Origin of the sequence: Azospirillum sp. ST 5-10, assembly GCF_051225715.1 — a bacterium.
GTDB lineage: Bacteria > Pseudomonadota > Alphaproteobacteria > Azospirillales > Azospirillaceae > Azospirillum.
The window spans coordinates 52,804-66,706 of sequence record NZ_JBPJSP010000003.1 but is presented as its reverse complement, the minus strand read 5'-3'; the positions used below and the strand labels follow the sequence as shown (position 1 = coordinate 66,706).

General features: G+C 72.5%; 16 protein-coding genes. 5 read left to right on the top strand and 11 right to left on the bottom strand.

Going from position 1 to position 13,903, the window contains the following annotated elements; all coding sequences use genetic code 11:
* Window positions 1-31: 31 nt before the first annotated feature.
* The 9 genes from hypA to ACSBPG_RS04615 all read right to left on the bottom strand — a co-directional run bounded on the left by hypA (window position 32) and on the right by ACSBPG_RS04615 (window position 7,385).
* On the bottom strand, window positions 32-373 hold the full coding sequence (gene hypA / locus ACSBPG_RS04655; protein ID WP_435535949.1) for a hydrogenase maturation nickel metallochaperone HypA: 342 nt from the start codon (window positions 371-373) through the stop codon (window positions 32-34).
* Window positions 366-1,196, bottom strand: a complete 831-nt coding sequence (gene hybE, locus ACSBPG_RS04650) for a [NiFe]-hydrogenase assembly chaperone HybE (protein WP_435535948.1) — start codon at window positions 1,194-1,196, stop codon at window positions 366-368. Before hybE ends, hypA begins: the two co-directional genes overlap by 8 nt.
* Before the next feature lie 10 nt (window positions 1,197-1,206).
* Window positions 1,207-2,055 carry a hydrogenase expression/formation protein gene (locus tag ACSBPG_RS04645; protein ID WP_435535947.1) on the bottom strand — a complete coding sequence of 283 codons (849 nt, stop codon included), beginning with the start codon at window positions 2,053-2,055 and terminating at the stop codon, window positions 1,207-1,209.
* 8 nt (window positions 2,056-2,063) lie between these two features.
* Window positions 2,064-2,432 carry a hydrogenase gene (locus ACSBPG_RS04640; RefSeq protein WP_435535946.1) on the bottom strand — a complete coding sequence of 123 codons (369 nt, stop codon included), beginning with the start codon at window positions 2,430-2,432 and terminating at the stop codon, window positions 2,064-2,066.
* 1 nt (window position 2,433) lies between these two features.
* Complete coding sequence (locus ACSBPG_RS04635; protein WP_435535945.1) at window positions 2,434-2,739, bottom strand: HypC/HybG/HupF family hydrogenase formation chaperone; 306 nt, start codon at window positions 2,737-2,739, stop codon at window positions 2,434-2,436.
* 8 nt (window positions 2,740-2,747) lie between these two features.
* Complete coding sequence (locus tag ACSBPG_RS04630) at window positions 2,748-3,365, bottom strand: HyaD/HybD family hydrogenase maturation endopeptidase (RefSeq protein ID WP_435535944.1); 618 nt, start codon at window positions 3,363-3,365, stop codon at window positions 2,748-2,750.
* A gap of 304 nt (window positions 3,366-3,669) precedes the next feature.
* On the bottom strand, window positions 3,670-4,464 hold the full coding sequence (gene cybH, locus ACSBPG_RS04625; protein WP_435535943.1) for a Ni/Fe-hydrogenase, b-type cytochrome subunit: 795 nt from the start codon (window positions 4,462-4,464) through the stop codon (window positions 3,670-3,672).
* A 24-nt stretch (window positions 4,465-4,488) separates the two neighbouring features.
* Window positions 4,489-6,312 carry a nickel-dependent hydrogenase large subunit gene (locus ACSBPG_RS04620; protein ID WP_435535942.1) on the bottom strand — a complete coding sequence of 608 codons (1,824 nt, stop codon included), beginning with the start codon at window positions 6,310-6,312 and terminating at the stop codon, window positions 4,489-4,491.
* A complete protein-coding gene (locus ACSBPG_RS04615; protein ID WP_435535941.1) occupies window positions 6,312-7,385 on the bottom strand; it encodes a hydrogenase small subunit in 1,074 nt (357 codons plus the stop codon). The genes ACSBPG_RS04620 and ACSBPG_RS04615 overlap by 1 nt, the downstream gene beginning before the upstream one ends.
* Before the next feature lie 280 nt (window positions 7,386-7,665).
* Between ACSBPG_RS04615 and ACSBPG_RS04610 the strand changes: the two genes are divergently transcribed.
* Entirely contained in the window at window positions 7,666-7,875 is a 210-nt protein-coding gene (locus tag ACSBPG_RS04610) for an addiction module protein (protein ID WP_435535940.1), read from the top strand.
* Window positions 7,875-8,165 carry a type II toxin-antitoxin system RelE/ParE family toxin gene (locus ACSBPG_RS04605; protein WP_435535939.1) on the top strand — a complete coding sequence of 97 codons (291 nt, stop codon included), beginning with the start codon at window positions 7,875-7,877 and terminating at the stop codon, window positions 8,163-8,165. Before ACSBPG_RS04610 ends, ACSBPG_RS04605 begins: the two co-directional genes overlap by 1 nt.
* Window positions 8,166-8,196: 31 nt before the next feature.
* Here ACSBPG_RS04605 and ACSBPG_RS04600 read toward each other — a convergent pair whose 3' ends face one another.
* Both ACSBPG_RS04600 and ACSBPG_RS04595 read right to left on the bottom strand, forming a co-directional pair.
* Window positions 8,197-8,892 (bottom strand): RES family NAD+ phosphorylase, encoded by a 696-nt coding sequence (locus tag ACSBPG_RS04600; RefSeq protein WP_435535938.1) that lies wholly within the window; start codon window positions 8,890-8,892, stop codon window positions 8,197-8,199.
* Window positions 8,889-9,284 (bottom strand): MbcA/ParS/Xre antitoxin family protein, encoded by a 396-nt coding sequence (locus ACSBPG_RS04595; RefSeq protein ID WP_435535937.1) that lies wholly within the window; start codon window positions 9,282-9,284, stop codon window positions 8,889-8,891. The genes ACSBPG_RS04600 and ACSBPG_RS04595 overlap by 4 nt, the downstream gene beginning before the upstream one ends.
* A 163-nt stretch (window positions 9,285-9,447) precedes the next feature.
* Between ACSBPG_RS04595 and ACSBPG_RS04590 the strand changes: the two genes are divergently transcribed.
* Genes ACSBPG_RS04590 through ACSBPG_RS04580 form a run of 3 tightly spaced genes read left to right on the top strand, consistent with a single transcriptional unit; the run spans window position 9,448 to window position 13,340 of the window.
* On the top strand, window positions 9,448-10,842 hold the full coding sequence (locus ACSBPG_RS04590) for a sensor histidine kinase (protein ID WP_435535936.1): 1,395 nt from the start codon (window positions 9,448-9,450) through the stop codon (window positions 10,840-10,842).
* Window positions 10,839-11,849 (top strand): HupU protein, encoded by a 1,011-nt coding sequence (locus tag ACSBPG_RS04585; protein WP_435535935.1) that lies wholly within the window; start codon window positions 10,839-10,841, stop codon window positions 11,847-11,849. The genes ACSBPG_RS04590 and ACSBPG_RS04585 overlap by 4 nt, the downstream gene beginning before the upstream one ends.
* 6 nt (window positions 11,850-11,855) lie before the next feature.
* Window positions 11,856-13,340, top strand: coding sequence for a nickel-dependent hydrogenase large subunit (locus ACSBPG_RS04580; RefSeq protein WP_435535934.1), 1,485 nt, complete (start codon window positions 11,856-11,858; stop codon window positions 13,338-13,340).
* The last annotated feature ends 563 nt before the right edge of the window (window positions 13,341-13,903 follow it).

Below are 13,903 nucleotides of genomic sequence, written 5' to 3'. Positions count from 1 at the left end.
GTGACGCCCGAGCTACCGCACACCGTGTCCATCACTCCACCTCCAGGTCCTTGATCGTCATGTCGGTGCCGCCGTTGGCCAGCAGCCGTTCGCCGCCGCAGCGCGGGCAGGGGGCGAGGCGGTGGTCCAGCGGCACCGTCTCCTCGCAGGCGAAGCACCAGGCCTGCCCCGGCGTCTCCAGCACCACCAGCTCCGCCCCGTCGGCGAGGCTGCCGCGGGTCACCACGTCGAAGCCGAAGCGCAGCGCCTCGACCTCGACCCCGGCGAAGCGGCCGATCTCCAGCCGCACCCGGCGCACGCGGGTGAAGGCGTTGGCGCGCGCCGCCTCCTCCATGGCCTGCAGCAGGCTCTCGCACAGCGCCATCTCATGCATGGGGTGCCGTCTCCGTCCGGCCGCCCAGCAGCAGGCTGCGCCGCGACGGCCGGACCGGACCGGCCGTCGGCTCCGTCTTCGCCTCCCCCTGCGGCTCCCCCTGCGCCTCTTTTTGCGGAGGTGCCGGCGGGGCGTCCTCGCGCACCGCCGGGTCGAACAGGGCGACCAGCGCCGCCGCCGCGGTCTCGGTGGCCTGGAGCATGGTCCGGAACTCGAACATCGGCGAGAACAGGGAGCAGGCCTTGTAGGGGCCGACCTCCGGCCGCACGGCGTGGACGAACTCGTAGAGGCCGGAGGGGAACGCCACCAGCTCCTTGGTCCCCGCCGTCAGGCCGGACCAGTCGTCGCCGTCGCCGGGCAGCAGGACGAGGTTGAGGAACCACGGCGTCACCAGCGCCCCCAGCCAGCGCCCGTCCCACCGGCGGAACCCCACCGCCTTGACCGCCAGCGCCTCGTTGACGATGGGCACGCCACGCATCTGCGCGAGGTGGATCTCGCGGAACGCCGCCTCCAGCCGGATGCCCGGCGCCTGGACCGGCACCGGCGCCGACGGCGCGGCGGCGGGCGGCGGGGCCGGGGCGCCGGCGGCGGGATGGCCGGGGTCGAGCGTCATGAACTGGTGGCGCTCGCCGTCGCAGACCGGGCAGCGCCACTCCGCCGGCAGGGCGGCGAAGGGGGTGCCGGGCGGCACCTGCCACACCTCGCAGCCCTGCGCCGGGTCGTAGACGTGCCAGCAGATCTTGCATTCCATGCGCGCCGTGGCGGCGATGCGCGAGGCGTCGCCGAGGTAGGAGCCTTCGAAGCGGACGGTCGCGGTGCTCATGGGCGGCTCCTCACTCCAGCGCCGCCAGGATGTCGGCCAGGCGCTCGGCGCTGTCGGCGATGTCCTCGGGGGCGGCGCGGACGACGGCCGGCACGTCGGCCACCTCCACCGTGTCGAGGATCAGCGTGTCGACCGAGTTGTAGTAGCGCACCCACCACAGGTGCGGCGTCGCCGTGGCGGTGACCCGGCAGTTGCCGTAGCCGCGCGACAGGATGGTGGTGGCGCCGCGGCCCAGCCGCGCCTCCAGGAAGGCAAGGTCCTCCGGCGTGTGCGGCAGCAGGCTGAAGTTGACGGCGTGGGCGGGCGCCCCCGGCCGCCACGCGGCGCTGCGGTCCAGCAGCTCGGCCAGCACCGGCAGGGCGTTCATCAGCCCTTCCGCCGGGATGGCGGCGGGGCCGGCGGGGCCGGCAGCGAAGGCGCGGTTGACGGCGACGCGGGGGAAGGCGCCGATCAGCAGGGCGTGGCGCGGCGCCGCCGCGGCGTCGACGGCGCGCACGCGCCACACGCCGGCGAGCGTGGCCTCCTGGATCTCGATGCGGGAGTCCCGGCCCTCGACCAGCACCGACACCTCGCCCTCGCCCAGCGCCTCGTCGAGCGCCGCCAGCGTCGCCGCGTCGGCTCCGTCCAGCGGCACCCGCAGCTCCTCGCCGTCCCGCCAGCCGGCGAGCGCCTCCCGCATCGCGGCCAGCACCGCCCGCGCCGCGGCGTCGGCGAGGGTGGGGATGTGCGGCTCGTAGGTGCGCATGCCCGAGGGCATGGGCAGGTAGGCGAGGCCCTCCTCGCCCGCCTCGCCCTGGCTGCCGGGGCCGAAGCCGACGGGGGGACGGATCAGGCCGTGGATCGCGGCGGTCGTGCTCATGGCGGCTCTCACTGGACGATGGCGGCGATGCGGGCGCGGTAGTCGCTCCAGTCGCGCACGCGGGGGATGCTGCCCAGCACGGCGTCGCCGCGCAGGATCATCAGGGCCGGCAGGCCGAGGCCGCCGGCGCGCTCGACCAGCGCCCGCTCCGCCGCCGCGTCGGCGACCGCGGCGCGGACGCGGCGCGGGGCGGCGGCGACCAGTTCCGGCAGGATGACGGCGATGTCGGCGGTTTCGCCGCTGCCCTTGCCGTGGCCGGGCAGGAAGACGATCCAGGGGGCGTCGTCGTGGCGCCACGGCTCGGCCCCGCCGTCCAGCAGCGGGTAGCCGCGCTCGCGGACCAGCCGTTCGACCGCGGGGGGAAGGGGAGGGGTCACGTCAGGCCTCCGAACGTCCGGCGGCGCGGGCCGCCTCGAGGTGGGGGGGAAGGGCGGGTTCGCGGTCCGCCAGGTCGGCGAAGCCGCGGACCTCGCCGTGCATGGCGGCGGCGACGGCGTCGAGCGCCTCGCCGATGAGGCGGGCCTCCGCCTCGTCGAGGGCGCGCCGGGCGGTGCCGAGGAAGCCCAGCACCCAGTCGCCGGGCCGCGCCTCGGGCAGCAGCGACAGGTCGAGGACGGTGCCGTCCTCGCAGCGGCCGACGATGCCGTCGACGGCGCCGAGGCGCCGGGGGATGCCGATGCACATCGCCGGCCTCACCCGGCCAGCGCCGCGAGCACGCGGGCGTCGCCGATGCGGCAGGCCTCCTCGGCGCTCGGCCGGCCGCCCTCGTAGGCGTCGCGGGCCACCGGGTCGGCCGCCGCCGCCGACGGCGCCGGGCGCGGCGTCGCCGCGACGGCGAACTCCGCCGCCAGCAGGCTCAGCACCAGCTCGACCGCCGGGCCGACCTGCGCCGCCACCGGCGCGGTCAGGCCGCCGCCGTAGTCCTCCAGCGTCTGCGGCTGCACGCCGATCAGGACCAGCCGCTCCGGGCAGCGGCCCAGCAGGGCCGCGGTGGCCAGCACCTCCTGGAAGCCGGTCTGGTGCAGGCTCATCTTCTTGGCGCCGAGGAAGGCCGGCACGTCGCCGCCGCGGAACACCCGCAGGGTGCCCGGCTCCAGCCCGTAGTCGATGGCGTCCAGCACGATCAGGGCGTCCGCCGCCTCCAGGTAGGGCAGCAGGTAGAGCCCCTGCGTGCCGCCGTCGAGCAGCGTCACCCGCTCCGGCAGCGACCAGCCGTCGCCGAGCCGCTCCACCGCGCGGACGCCGAAGCCCTCGTCGGCCCACAGGATGTTGCCGATGCCGAGCACCAGAATGCGGTCGTCGCCTGCCATGCCGTCCTTCCCCTTGCCGGTGGGTCTGCTTCTTACAAGCGCCGTGCCAAACGGGTCGGGTCCGGCAAGGCGTTGGAAACGCTGGGTTCGTTATGGGAGTTCGCTGAGTCCGCAAGCAATTGTGGACATCAGCATTGCAGCGGAACGGCAACGAGCTTGCCAGAATGGCAGGTTGGTTGCCAGTCGCGGGGAGGTCGCGGCGGTCCCCCCACCCGGCCTCCCCCCACTGCGCGGGGGGAGGAGATGAGCCCTCCCCCGCGTCAGTGGGGGAGGGTTGGGTGGGGGACCGCCGCGACGGCCTCGCTCACCCCACCCGTTCCGGCACCGTCCCGCCGGCCCGCGCCGTCTCGTCGACGGTGATGCGGGGCGCCGTGGCGTGGTCCTCGTCGTCGGCCGGGGCCTCGGCGTCCTTGAAGGTGCGCACGCCGCTGATCATGGTGGAGATGATGGACTGGCGGGACATGATGTCCTCGCGCACCGCGGCGTAGACGTGGACCATCACGAACAGCACGATCGCCCACATGCCGAGATGGTGCCAGGTGTGGACGTCCTGGCTCTGGCCGAACAGCGGGATGACCCAGCCGAACAGCGCGTCCTGCCAGCTCCCCCGGCCCGCCCCCTCGCTGTAGAGGGCGAAGCCGGTGACGATCATGAAGGCGCTGCCGACGGCGATGCACCAGAACATGGCGAGCTGGGCCAGCGGGTTGTGGCCGACGTAGAGCTTGGGCCGGCGTTCCAGGAACAGGTACCAGCGCGCCTCCAGCCACACCTCCCGCCACCAGTGGCGGTTCCAGAAGGGGAAGCGGAAGAGCTGGCGGGCGTGGTGGTTGCCCACCAGCGCCCAGTAGAGCCGGCCGACGAAGCCGACGGCGAAGACGTAGGCCGCGGCGAAGTGGACGAAGCGGATGTAGCCCATGAGGAAGTTGGCGCTGGCCTCGCCCGGCACGCTGGGCGGCGGGCTGGCGATGAAGTAGCCGGTGACGGCCAGCACGGTGATGGACAGCGCGTTGATCCAGTGCCACAGCCGCACCGGCACCTCGTAGACGTAGACGGCCTTGAGGAAGCGCGGCGGACGGTGGACGTCGGAAGCCGGTGACATGGCGGAATCCTCCCTGCGGCGGGGTCAGCGCACGGTGACGCGGGCCAGCTCGGCGCCGTCGGGCGCCATCACGTGGGTCGAGCAGGCGAGGCACGGGTCGAAGCTGTGCAGGGTGCGCAGGATCTCCACCGGCTCGTCCGGGCGCTCCATCGGGGTGTTCATCAGCGACGCCTCGAAGGCGCCGATGTTGCCCTGGGGGTCGCGCGGGCTGCCATTCCAGGTCGTCGGCACGACGCACTGGTAGTTGTCGATCCGCCCGTCCTTGATCCGGATCCAGTGGCCGAGGCCGCCGCGGGGCGCTGCGACGGTGCCCACCCCCTTGGCCTCCTTGGGCCAGGTCGCGGGGTCCCACTTCTCGACGTTGGCGGTGGCGAGGTCGCCCGCCTTGATGTTGGCGATCAGCGCGTCGTAGTCGTCCAGCATCATCTTGGCGCAGTAGTGCGCCTCCAGCGCGCGGGCCAGGGTGCGGCCGATGGTGGTGGGCAGCGCCTGCTTGGCCGTCAGGTTGGTGCCGGCCAGCGCGTTGAAGCGGCCGAGCGCGTCGGCCACCTGGTCCTTGACGTAGCCCACACCCTGGGCGTGGGCGAGGATGTAGCGGGCCAGCGGCCCCACCTCGACGGCGTGGCCGCGCCAGCGCGGCGCCTTGATCCAGGAATATTTGGCGGCCTCGTCCAGCGCCTCGATGCGGGTGCGGCTGCCCTTGGCGTTGGGGCCCAGCTCGAACTTCGCCTGGGTGACCCCGTCCCAGGGGTGCAGGCCCTTGTTCTCGTTCGCCGCGTCGCCGTAGGTGTACCAGGAGTGGGCGACGAACTCCTGCACCTGGGCCGGGTCGCGGGGGTCGATGGGGTGCACCTCGTCCCAGTTGCCGCCGAGGATGACGCCGCCCGGCAGCCGGCAGGTGGAGTGGTCGTAGGGCACCGTCTCGTAGTCGCCGTAGTCCATGACGTTGGTCGCCGCCAGGCCGCCGCCGTGCAGCCAGCCCTTGTAGAAGCTGGCGACCGCCAGCACGTCGGGAATGTAGACGTTCTGCGAGAACTCGTACGCCTCCAGCAGGCGGGCGCGGATGAAGTTCAGCCGCTCCATGTTGAGCGGCGCGCCGGCGGACTGGTCGCCCTCCATGTTGATGGCGCAGGGGACGCCGCCCACCATGTAGTTGGGGTGCGGGTTCTTGCCGCCGAGGATGGTGTGGACCTTGACGATCTCCTTCTGGAAGTCGAGCGCCTCGAGATAGTGGGTCACCGCCATCAGGTCGGCCTCGGGCGGCAGCTTGTAGGCCGGGTTGTCCCAGTAGCCGTTCTTGAAGATGCCGAGCTGCCCCGATTCCACGAACTTCTTCAGCCGCATCTGCACGTCGCGGAAGTAGCCGGGGCTCGACTTGGCGTGGTTCGGCGACACCGTCTGCTGCAGGACCGAGGTCGCCTGCGGGTCGGCCTTCAGCGCGTTGACCGGGTTGACCCAGTCGAGCGCGTGCAGGTGGTAGAAGTGGACGACGTGGTCGTGCCACTGCAGCGTCTTCGCCATGATCTCGCGGATCAGGTGGGCGTTCTTGGGGATGCGGATGCCCAGCGCGTCCTCCACCGCCCGCACCGAGGTCAGCGCGTGGCAGCCGGTGCACACACCGCAGATGCGCTCGACGAAGGCCCAGGCGTCGCGGGGGTCGCGGCCCTTGAGGATGACCTCCAGGCCGCGCCACATGGTGCCGGTGGAGACGGCGTTGCGGATGACGTTGTCGGCGTCGACGTTCACCTCGCAGCGCATGTGCCCCTCGATTCGGGTGACGGGGTCGACGACGATGCGCCGGCCGCCGTTGTCGAGGGTGAAGCCGTTGGGGGTTTGCACGACGGCCATCAGACGTCTCCCTTGTGCTGGGCGCGCTTGAGCGCGCTGACCGCGGCGTGCACGGCGATCGCCCCGGCCACGCCGGCGGCGGCCACGGTGCCGACGCCGTCGGCGTTGGCTTCGATGCCGAACTGGTGGATGTCGGTGAGGCGGGCGTACCACGACCCCTTGTCCCAGAAGCCGTCCTCGGAACAGCCGATGCAGCCGTGCCCGGCCTGGATGGGGAAGGAGGTCCCCTCGTTCCAGCGGATGGTGGAGCAGGCGTTGTAGGTGGTCGGCCCCTTGCAGCCCATCTTGTAGAGACAGTGCCCCTTGCGCGCGGCCTCGTCGTCGAACGCCTCGACGAACTGGCCGGCGTCGAAGTGGGGCCGGCGGTAACACTTGTCGTGGATGCGCTGGCTGTAGAACATCTTCGGCCGGCCCTGGCGGTCGAGCTCGGGGATGCGGTCGAAGGTCAGCATGTAGGTGATGACGCCGGTCATCACCTCGGCGATGGGCGGGCAGCCCGGCACCTTGATGATCGGCTTGTCGGTGATGACCTCGTGCACCGGCGTGGCCCGCGTCGGGTTGGGCCGCGCCGCCTGGACGCAGCCGAAGGAGGCGCAGGAGCCCCAGGAGATGATCGCCTTGGCGTCGCGCGCGACGGTGCGGAGCTGGTCGACGAAGGGCCGGCCGCCGACGATGCAGAACATGCCGTCCTCGTTGAGCGGCGGGTTGCCCTCGACGGCGAGGATGTAGTTGCCCTTGTACTTCTCCATCACCTCGTCGAGGATCGCCTCGGCCTGGTGGCCGGCCGACGCCATGAGGGTGTCGTCGTAGTCCAGCGAGATCATCGACAGCACCACGTCCTTCACCAGCGGGTGCGCCGAGCGGATGAAGGATTCCGAGCAGCAGGTGCACTCCAGCCCGTGCAGCCACAGCACCGGCGTGCGCGGCTTGGTCTCCATCGCCTCGACGATCGTCGGCACCAGCTCCGGCCCCAGCCCGAGGGCGGCGGCGGTGAGCGAACAGTATTTCAGGAACGAGCGGCGCGTGATCCCCTGCCGCCGCATCACCTCGTAGAACGTTTCGAGCCTCGCCATCGGCGTTTCCTCTCCCACCTCGGCCGGAGCGGCGACCGCGCCGCCCCCCGCCTCGGCAGCACCAGGGGCAAGTTCCGTGCCGGACGGCGGATGGTTCGGGAGATCAACGGTTTCGCCGGGGTGGGGCGATGTGTCGCTGGCAAGCGGCTTGGCGGATGGACGGGCAGGGTGGCAGGAGGGTTGCCGGAGGTGGGAAAGCCGCCGGCTCCGACGAGAGCGCCTCGACATCCAGGTCCGACGCCTCCATATTTCCGGCACTTGCTTGCCGGAGCACGCCGACATGACCAGCATCGATTATCGGCGCTTGTCGCCGCAACAGCGCCTGGATCTCATCGGCGAGATCTGGGACAGCTTTGACGATGCCCCCACTCCATTGACGCCGGCGCAGACCGCCGAACTCGACCGTCGTCGAACGACGCTTGACGAAGACGCTCGAAACGCCCGGGAAGCGGACGTGGTCATTGCGGAGTTCCGGGCGCGCTACGGCTGATGCGCGTTGTCTTCACCTCCGCCGCGGAGGCCGACATCGCCGCCGCCCTGGACTGGTACGACCGTCGGGCTCCGGGCATCGGTCCTCGGTTTCTCGACGAGTTGGCAAACGTCACCCGCCGCATTGCTGCCAATCCCCACCAATTCCCCACGGTCGGCGGTGAGACACGTCGAGCTGCATTCCGCACATTTCCCTATGGCATCTTCTTCGAGATCCGGCGTTCGAATGTCGTGGTGTTCGCCTGCCTCCATGCGAGCCGCGACCCGGAGCGCTGGCGACGGCGGATATAGGGTGCGGGGCAACAAGGCGGCAAAGCCGCTTTCACAGTGGCAGCCACTCTTCCGTCTGGTAGTCGAAGACCTTGTCGATCCGCGTGCCGTTCCAGTGGTACTCCAGGTGCCGGGCCTGCACCGGGATGCCGACCGCCTTGGGGCGGAAGGCGGCGACGCAGGCCCCGCCGGGATTGCGCACGCTGGGATAGACGATGCCGTTGGAGCCGCCCGCGCGCACGGTGGCCGCCAGCGCCCGTCCGGCGCCGTAGTCGTCGGGGTCGAGCACGCGCACCCGCTCGGCCGCGGGCAACGTGTCGGCGTCGTGGAAAACCGCGTCGATGGTGCCGACGAGGACGCGCATCGGTTCGGAGCGGATCATGCCCCGGTCGGCGTCGGCGTAGAACCGCTCGCAGTGGTGGACGGTCTCGCGCAACGCGGTCGCGAACTCCCGGCCGGCGTAGTAGACGCCATAGCTCCCGTCGGAGAAGCGCGAGCCCTTCGGGTTGAGGTGGGTGAAGGCGGCCATGACGTGGCTGGCGCCGGGGCCGGAGACCCGCTCCTCCGGCGGCACCAGGGAAATGTCGCCCACCTCCTGGCGCAGGCGCGGGTTCACCAGGCTCTCCAGGGCGATGAAGGCGTCCCAGTCGCGCGGGTCGGCCGACAGGCGCTCGAACAGGTCGATCGGCGGGAAGCGCGAGGCGACGATGCGCGTCGCCGCCGGCCACGACACGCGACCCGGGGTCACGACCAGGCGCCGCGGTAGGCGTCGAGATACTGGTGGACGGCGGCGAGATCGGTCACGTCGCCGGCCGCCATGCGCTCCAGCGGGGTCTGCCCGCCGAAGGCCCGGTTGGGGCGCGACGGCCAGCCGTCGGCCTGCTCCGGGTTGGAGTAGACGATCTGCAACGCCTTGTAGATCCCCAGCACGTAGCCGAGGCGCCGCACCGTGTCGTGCGGCACCGCGCCGACCTTGCCGGCCTTCCAGGAGTAGAAGGTGCGCTCGGGCGGCGAGCCGAGGATGCGCCGGGCCTGCTCGTTTCCGGCCCCCCAGGCCTTGAGGATCGTGAACACCCCCGCCATGCCGCGGGCGAGCGTATCGCCGGTGATGCCGGCATCGTGACGGGCCAGGGCGACCATGCCGACCTCCGTGTGCCTGTGTGCATAATATGGAGCGCCGCTGCATGTGTGCAATCCCCGATCGCCGGCGTGCGGCTCCGTCCCGTCCCGGCCGCACCGTCGACCGCCGCCCCCGCCGCGTGCTAGTGTGTCCGACCGACGGTTGGCAGCGGAACGCGTGGGCATGGGCAGGAACGACCGGAGCGACCGCGGGGCGCCGCCCGCCGGGGATGCCGCGCCCCTGTCGCAGCCCTTCTCGATCCCCGGCGTGCTGGACGCCGACGCGGAGAGCGCGTGGATCGACGTCATCCGCAAGATGGACGAGACCTACGCCAACCTCGTCTCCCAGCAGGTGGAGCTGGAGCGCAAGAACGCCGAGCTGGAGGAGACCCAGGCCTTCGTCGCCAGCGTGCTCGGCGCCATGACCGACGTGCTGATCGCCTGCGACCGCGAGGGGCGGATCGAGCAGACCAACGCGGCGGCCGAGCGGGCGCTCGGCTACGCCGGGCGGGCGCTGGCGGGGCGCCCCTTGCGCGACTTCGTCGACCCCGCCTCGCACGCCGCCTTCGCCGCGCTGTGCGCCGCCGCCCTGCGGCGCGAGGGCGCCACCGACGCCGAGCTGAGCCTGCGCTCCCCCACCGGGCCGTTCCCGGTGTCGATCAACTCGACGGTGCGCTACGACCAGCGCGGCCGCGCCATCGGCATGGTGCTGGTGGGCCGTCCCATCGGCGAGCTGCGGCGCGCCTACCGCGACCTCGCCGCCGCGCACGAGGGGCTGAAGCAGACCCAGCAGCAGCTCGTCCATTCGGAGAAGATGGCGTCGCTCGGCCGCCTCGTCGCCGGCGTCGCGCACGAGCTGAACAACCCCATCTCCTTCGTCTACGGCAACGCCCACGCGCTGCGCCGCTACGTCGACCGGCTGACCGCCTATCTCGACCGCGTCCACGCCGGGGCCGGGCCGGGGGAGCTGGCGGCGCTGCGCGGCGAGCTGCGCATCGACCGCGCCCGCGCCGACCTGCCGGCGACGCTGGACGGCATGCTGGAGGGGACCGAGCGGGTGCGCGACATCGTCGCCGAGCTGCGCCGCTTCTCCTCGGAGCAGAAGCACGCGGCCGAACGCTTCGACCTCACCGCCCTGCTGCGCTCCGCCGTCAACTGGGTGGCGAAGGCGCAGATGGCCGACCTCGCCGTCGTCTTCGCCCTGCCGGACCGCCTGGAGGTCTCCGGCCATCCCGGCCACCTGCACCAGGTCGCCATGAACCTCGTCCAGAACGCCATCGACGCCATGCAGGAGGCGGCGCCCCGGCGCCTGGAACTGGCGGGCGAGCGGCAGGGGGTGTGCGTGGTGGTGACGATCCGCGACACCGGGCCGGGCATCGCCGCGGGCGTGCTGCCCCGCGTCTTCGACCCCTTCTTCACCACCAAGCCGGTGGGCAAGGGCACCGGGCTCGGCCTGTCCATCAGCTACCAGCTCGTGCGCGAGCACGGCGGCACGCTGGCCGCCGCCAACCATCCCGACGGCGGCGCCGTGTTCACCCTGACGCTGCCCGCCGCCGACGCCGGAGGAGACCGCCGATGAGGCAACGGCCCCTGTCGGTCCTGTGGCTGCAGTCGGGCGGCTGCGGCGGCTGCACCATGTCGATGCTGTGCGCCCAGTCGCCGGACCTGCTGACCCTGTTCGAGACGGCCGGCATCCGCCTGCTCTGGCACCCCAGCCTGTCCGAGGAGACGGGGGCGGAGGCGGTGGCGCTGTTCGACGCCGTGCGCGCCGGGGCCGAGCCGCTCGACGTGCTGTGCGTCGAGGGCTCCCTGCTGCGGGGGCCGGGCGGCAGCGGGCGCTTCCACGTGCTGGCGGGCACCGGGCGCCCGACCATCGACTGGGTGCGCGACCTCGCCGGCCGGGCGTGCCACGTCGTGGCGGTGGGCACCTGCGCCGCCTACGGCGGCATCACCGCGGCGGGCGCCAACGTCGCCGACGCCTGCGGCCTGCAGTACGAGGGGACGCGGCGCGGCGGCCTGCTGGCCGGCGACTTCCGGTCACGCTCCGGCCTGCCGGTGATCAACGTGGCGGGCTGCCCGACCCATCCCAACTGGGTGACCGAGACGCTGATGCTGCTGGCCGAGGACGCGCTGGGTGCCAGCGACCTCGACGCCTTCCAGCGCCCGCGCTTCTACGCCGACCACCTCGTCCACCACGGCTGCACCCGCAACGAGTACTACGAGTACAAGGCGAGCGCCGAGAAGCCCTCCGACCTCGGCTGCATGATGGAGCACATGGGCTGTCTCGGCACCCAGGCCCACGCCGACTGCAACACCCGCCTGTGGAACGGCGAGGGCTCGTGCACCCGCGGCGGCTACGCCTGCATCAACTGCACCGCCCCCGGCTTCGAGGAGCCCGGCCACGCCTTCGAGCGCACCCCGACCTTCGCCGGCATCCCCGTCGGTCTGCCCACCGACATGCCCAAGGCGTGGTTCGTGGCGCTGGCCTCGCTGGCCAAGGCGGCGACGCCGGAGCGGGTGCGCCGCAACGCCGCCGCCGACCGCATCGTCGTGCCGCCGTCGATCCGCCGCACCAACAAGGGCTGACCGGCCGTGCCACAGGACGACAAGGCCCCGACGCGGCCGGCCCCGACGCGGCTGATCGTCGGCCCGTTCAACCGGGTCGAGGGCGATCTCGAGGTGCGGCTGGAGGTGGCCGGCGGCGCCGTCGCCGCGGCCTACGTCAACGCGCCGCTGTTCCGCGGCTTCGAGCGCATCCTCGAAGGCCGCGACCCGGAGGACGCGCTGGTGGTGGCGCCGCGCATCTGCGGCATCTGCTCGGTCTCGCAGTCGCACGCCGCGGCGCTGGCGCTGGCGGCGGCGCAGGGGCTGGCGATGCCGGCCAACGGCGTGCTGGCGACCAACCTGATGACGGCCGCCGAGAACGTCGCCGACCACCTCACCCACTTCCACCTCTTCTTCATGCCCGACTTCACGCGGGCCCCCTACGCCGCCCGCCCCTGGTTCGCGGCGGCCGAGGCCCGCTTCAAGGCGGCGGCGGGGACCGCCGTGCGCGGGGCGCTGGCGGCGCGGGCCGAGCTGTTCCACGTGCTCGGCCTGATGGGCGGCAAGTGGCCGCACACCCTGACCCTGCGGCCGGGCGGCGTCGCCCGCGCGCTCGACGGCCGCGACCGGGTGCGCCTGCTGGCGATCCTCGCCGCCTTCCGCCGCTTCCTGGAGGCGTCGCTGTTCGGGGCGCGGCTGGAGGCGGTGCTGGAGCTCGCCGCCGCCGAGGACCTGGAGCGCTGGCGCGCCGCCGGGCCGGCCGGCGACTTCCGCCTGTTCCTGGAGATCGCCGAGGATCTCGGCCTCGCCGGGCTGGGCCGCGCCTACGACCGCTTCCTCAGCCACGGCGCCTATCCCCGGCCCGAGGGCGGCCACCTCTACGCCCGCGGCACCGTCGCCGACGGCCGCCCCGCGCCGTTCGACCCCGACGCGGTGGCCGAGCACCACCGCTTCAGCCGCATGGCCGGCCAGGACCGGCCGCACCCGCCGTTCGCCGGCTCCACCGTGCCGGACGGCGACGACGCCGAGGGCTACAGCTGGTGCAAGGCGCCGCGGCTGGCCGGCCTGCCCTACGAGACCGGCGCCGTCGCCCGGCAGATGGTGGACGGGCATCCGCTGGTGCGCGCCCTGGTCGCCCGCGACGGGGCGGGGGTCCGCGCCCGCGTCGTCGCCCGCCTGCTGGAGCTGGCGCGCACCACCGTGGCGATGGAGGGCTGGGCGCGGGCGCTGGAGCCCGCCGGCCCCTGGTGCGCCCACGGCACGATGCCCGACGGCGCCCGCGCCGTCGGCCTGACCGAGGCGGCCCGCGGGGCGCTCGGCCACTGGCTGCGGGTGGAGCACGGCCGCATCGCCGGCTACCAGATCGTCGCCCCGACGACGTGGAACTTCTCGCCCCGCGACCTCGACGGCGTTCCCGGCCCGCTGGAGGCGGCGCTGGTCGGCACGCCGGTGCGCGACGGCGAGACGACGCCGCTCGCCGTCCAGCACGTGGTCCGCTCGTTCGATCCCTGCATGGTGTGCACGGTGCACTGAAATTGAGATATTGACTTCTTTGTCAGAATATTCGTGCGTTCGAAAATTCCTGAAATCCGTCCGGGATGGGTTCCCCCAGGTCTTCCGCGCCGGAACGTGCGTGCCGATCCAACCCGCGCCATGCCGTCGTCAGTCTTCGGACTCCGGAGGAGGAACCTGGGTTCTCGTATAGTATTGCGACGCTGGCGGCTGTGGCTTTCCCGACAGGAGTGGTTGCTGGGCAGGCGAGGAGCCCGATGGTTTGGACTGCCCCGTCCCACCCGGCTGACCTGGTCCGCTCGACGACGGGGAGGATTCGTCGCTCATTTCCGAGGCTCCCTGCTTCCCTTCATCGCCGACTCATTCACCCACGGGAGGCGGGCCCCCTCGATCAGGTACTGGCTCGCTGGCGGCGGGGGCTTGCCCTGTTGGGGAGGCTTCTGGTGGCTTGGTTGGAGCTGCGTCGGAAGCGGTTGGCTCCGGTGCTGCGGCGGGTCGGACATCAGGGCCTCCAGGCGCGTGATCGACGTAGGCGGTTATCCGTCCATCCACGACTGTAACCACCGCCACCCCCACCGCCACCG

Bases quoted from the DNA above. Each gene is read 5' to 3' on its own strand.
- cybH (WP_435535943.1), bottom strand. From the start codon at position 4,464: ATGTCACCGGCTTCCGACGTCCACCGTCCGCCGCGCTTCCTCAAGGCC.
- ACSBPG_RS04635 (WP_435535945.1), bottom strand. From the start codon at position 2,739: ATGTGCATCGGCATCCCCCGGCGCCTCGGCGCCGTCGACGGCATCGTC.
- ACSBPG_RS04585 (WP_435535935.1), top strand. From the start codon at position 10,839: ATGAGGCAACGGCCCCTGTCGGTCCTGTGGCTGCAGTCGGGCGGCTGC.
- ACSBPG_RS04620 (WP_435535942.1), bottom strand. From the start codon at position 6,312: ATGGCCGTCGTGCAAACCCCCAACGGCTTCACCCTCGACAACGGCGGC.
- hypA (WP_435535949.1), bottom strand. From the start codon at position 373: ATGCATGAGATGGCGCTGTGCGAGAGCCTGCTGCAGGCCATGGAGGAG.
- ACSBPG_RS04605 (WP_435535939.1), top strand. From the start codon at position 7,875: ATGCGCGTTGTCTTCACCTCCGCCGCGGAGGCCGACATCGCCGCCGCC.
- ACSBPG_RS04645 (WP_435535947.1), bottom strand. From the start codon at position 2,055: ATGAGCACGACCGCCGCGATCCACGGCCTGATCCGTCCCCCCGTCGGC.
- ACSBPG_RS04630 (WP_435535944.1), bottom strand. From the start codon at position 3,365: ATGGCAGGCGACGACCGCATTCTGGTGCTCGGCATCGGCAACATCCTG.
- ACSBPG_RS04595 (WP_435535937.1), bottom strand. From the start codon at position 9,284: ATGGTCGCCCTGGCCCGTCACGATGCCGGCATCACCGGCGATACGCTC.
- ACSBPG_RS04610 (WP_435535940.1), top strand. From the start codon at position 7,666: ATGACCAGCATCGATTATCGGCGCTTGTCGCCGCAACAGCGCCTGGAT.
- hybE (WP_435535948.1), bottom strand. From the start codon at position 1,196: ATGAGCACCGCGACCGTCCGCTTCGAAGGCTCCTACCTCGGCGACGCC.
- ACSBPG_RS04590 (WP_435535936.1), top strand. From the start codon at position 9,448: ATGGGCAGGAACGACCGGAGCGACCGCGGGGCGCCGCCCGCCGGGGAT.
- ACSBPG_RS04615 (WP_435535941.1), bottom strand. From the start codon at position 7,385: ATGGCGAGGCTCGAAACGTTCTACGAGGTGATGCGGCGGCAGGGGATC.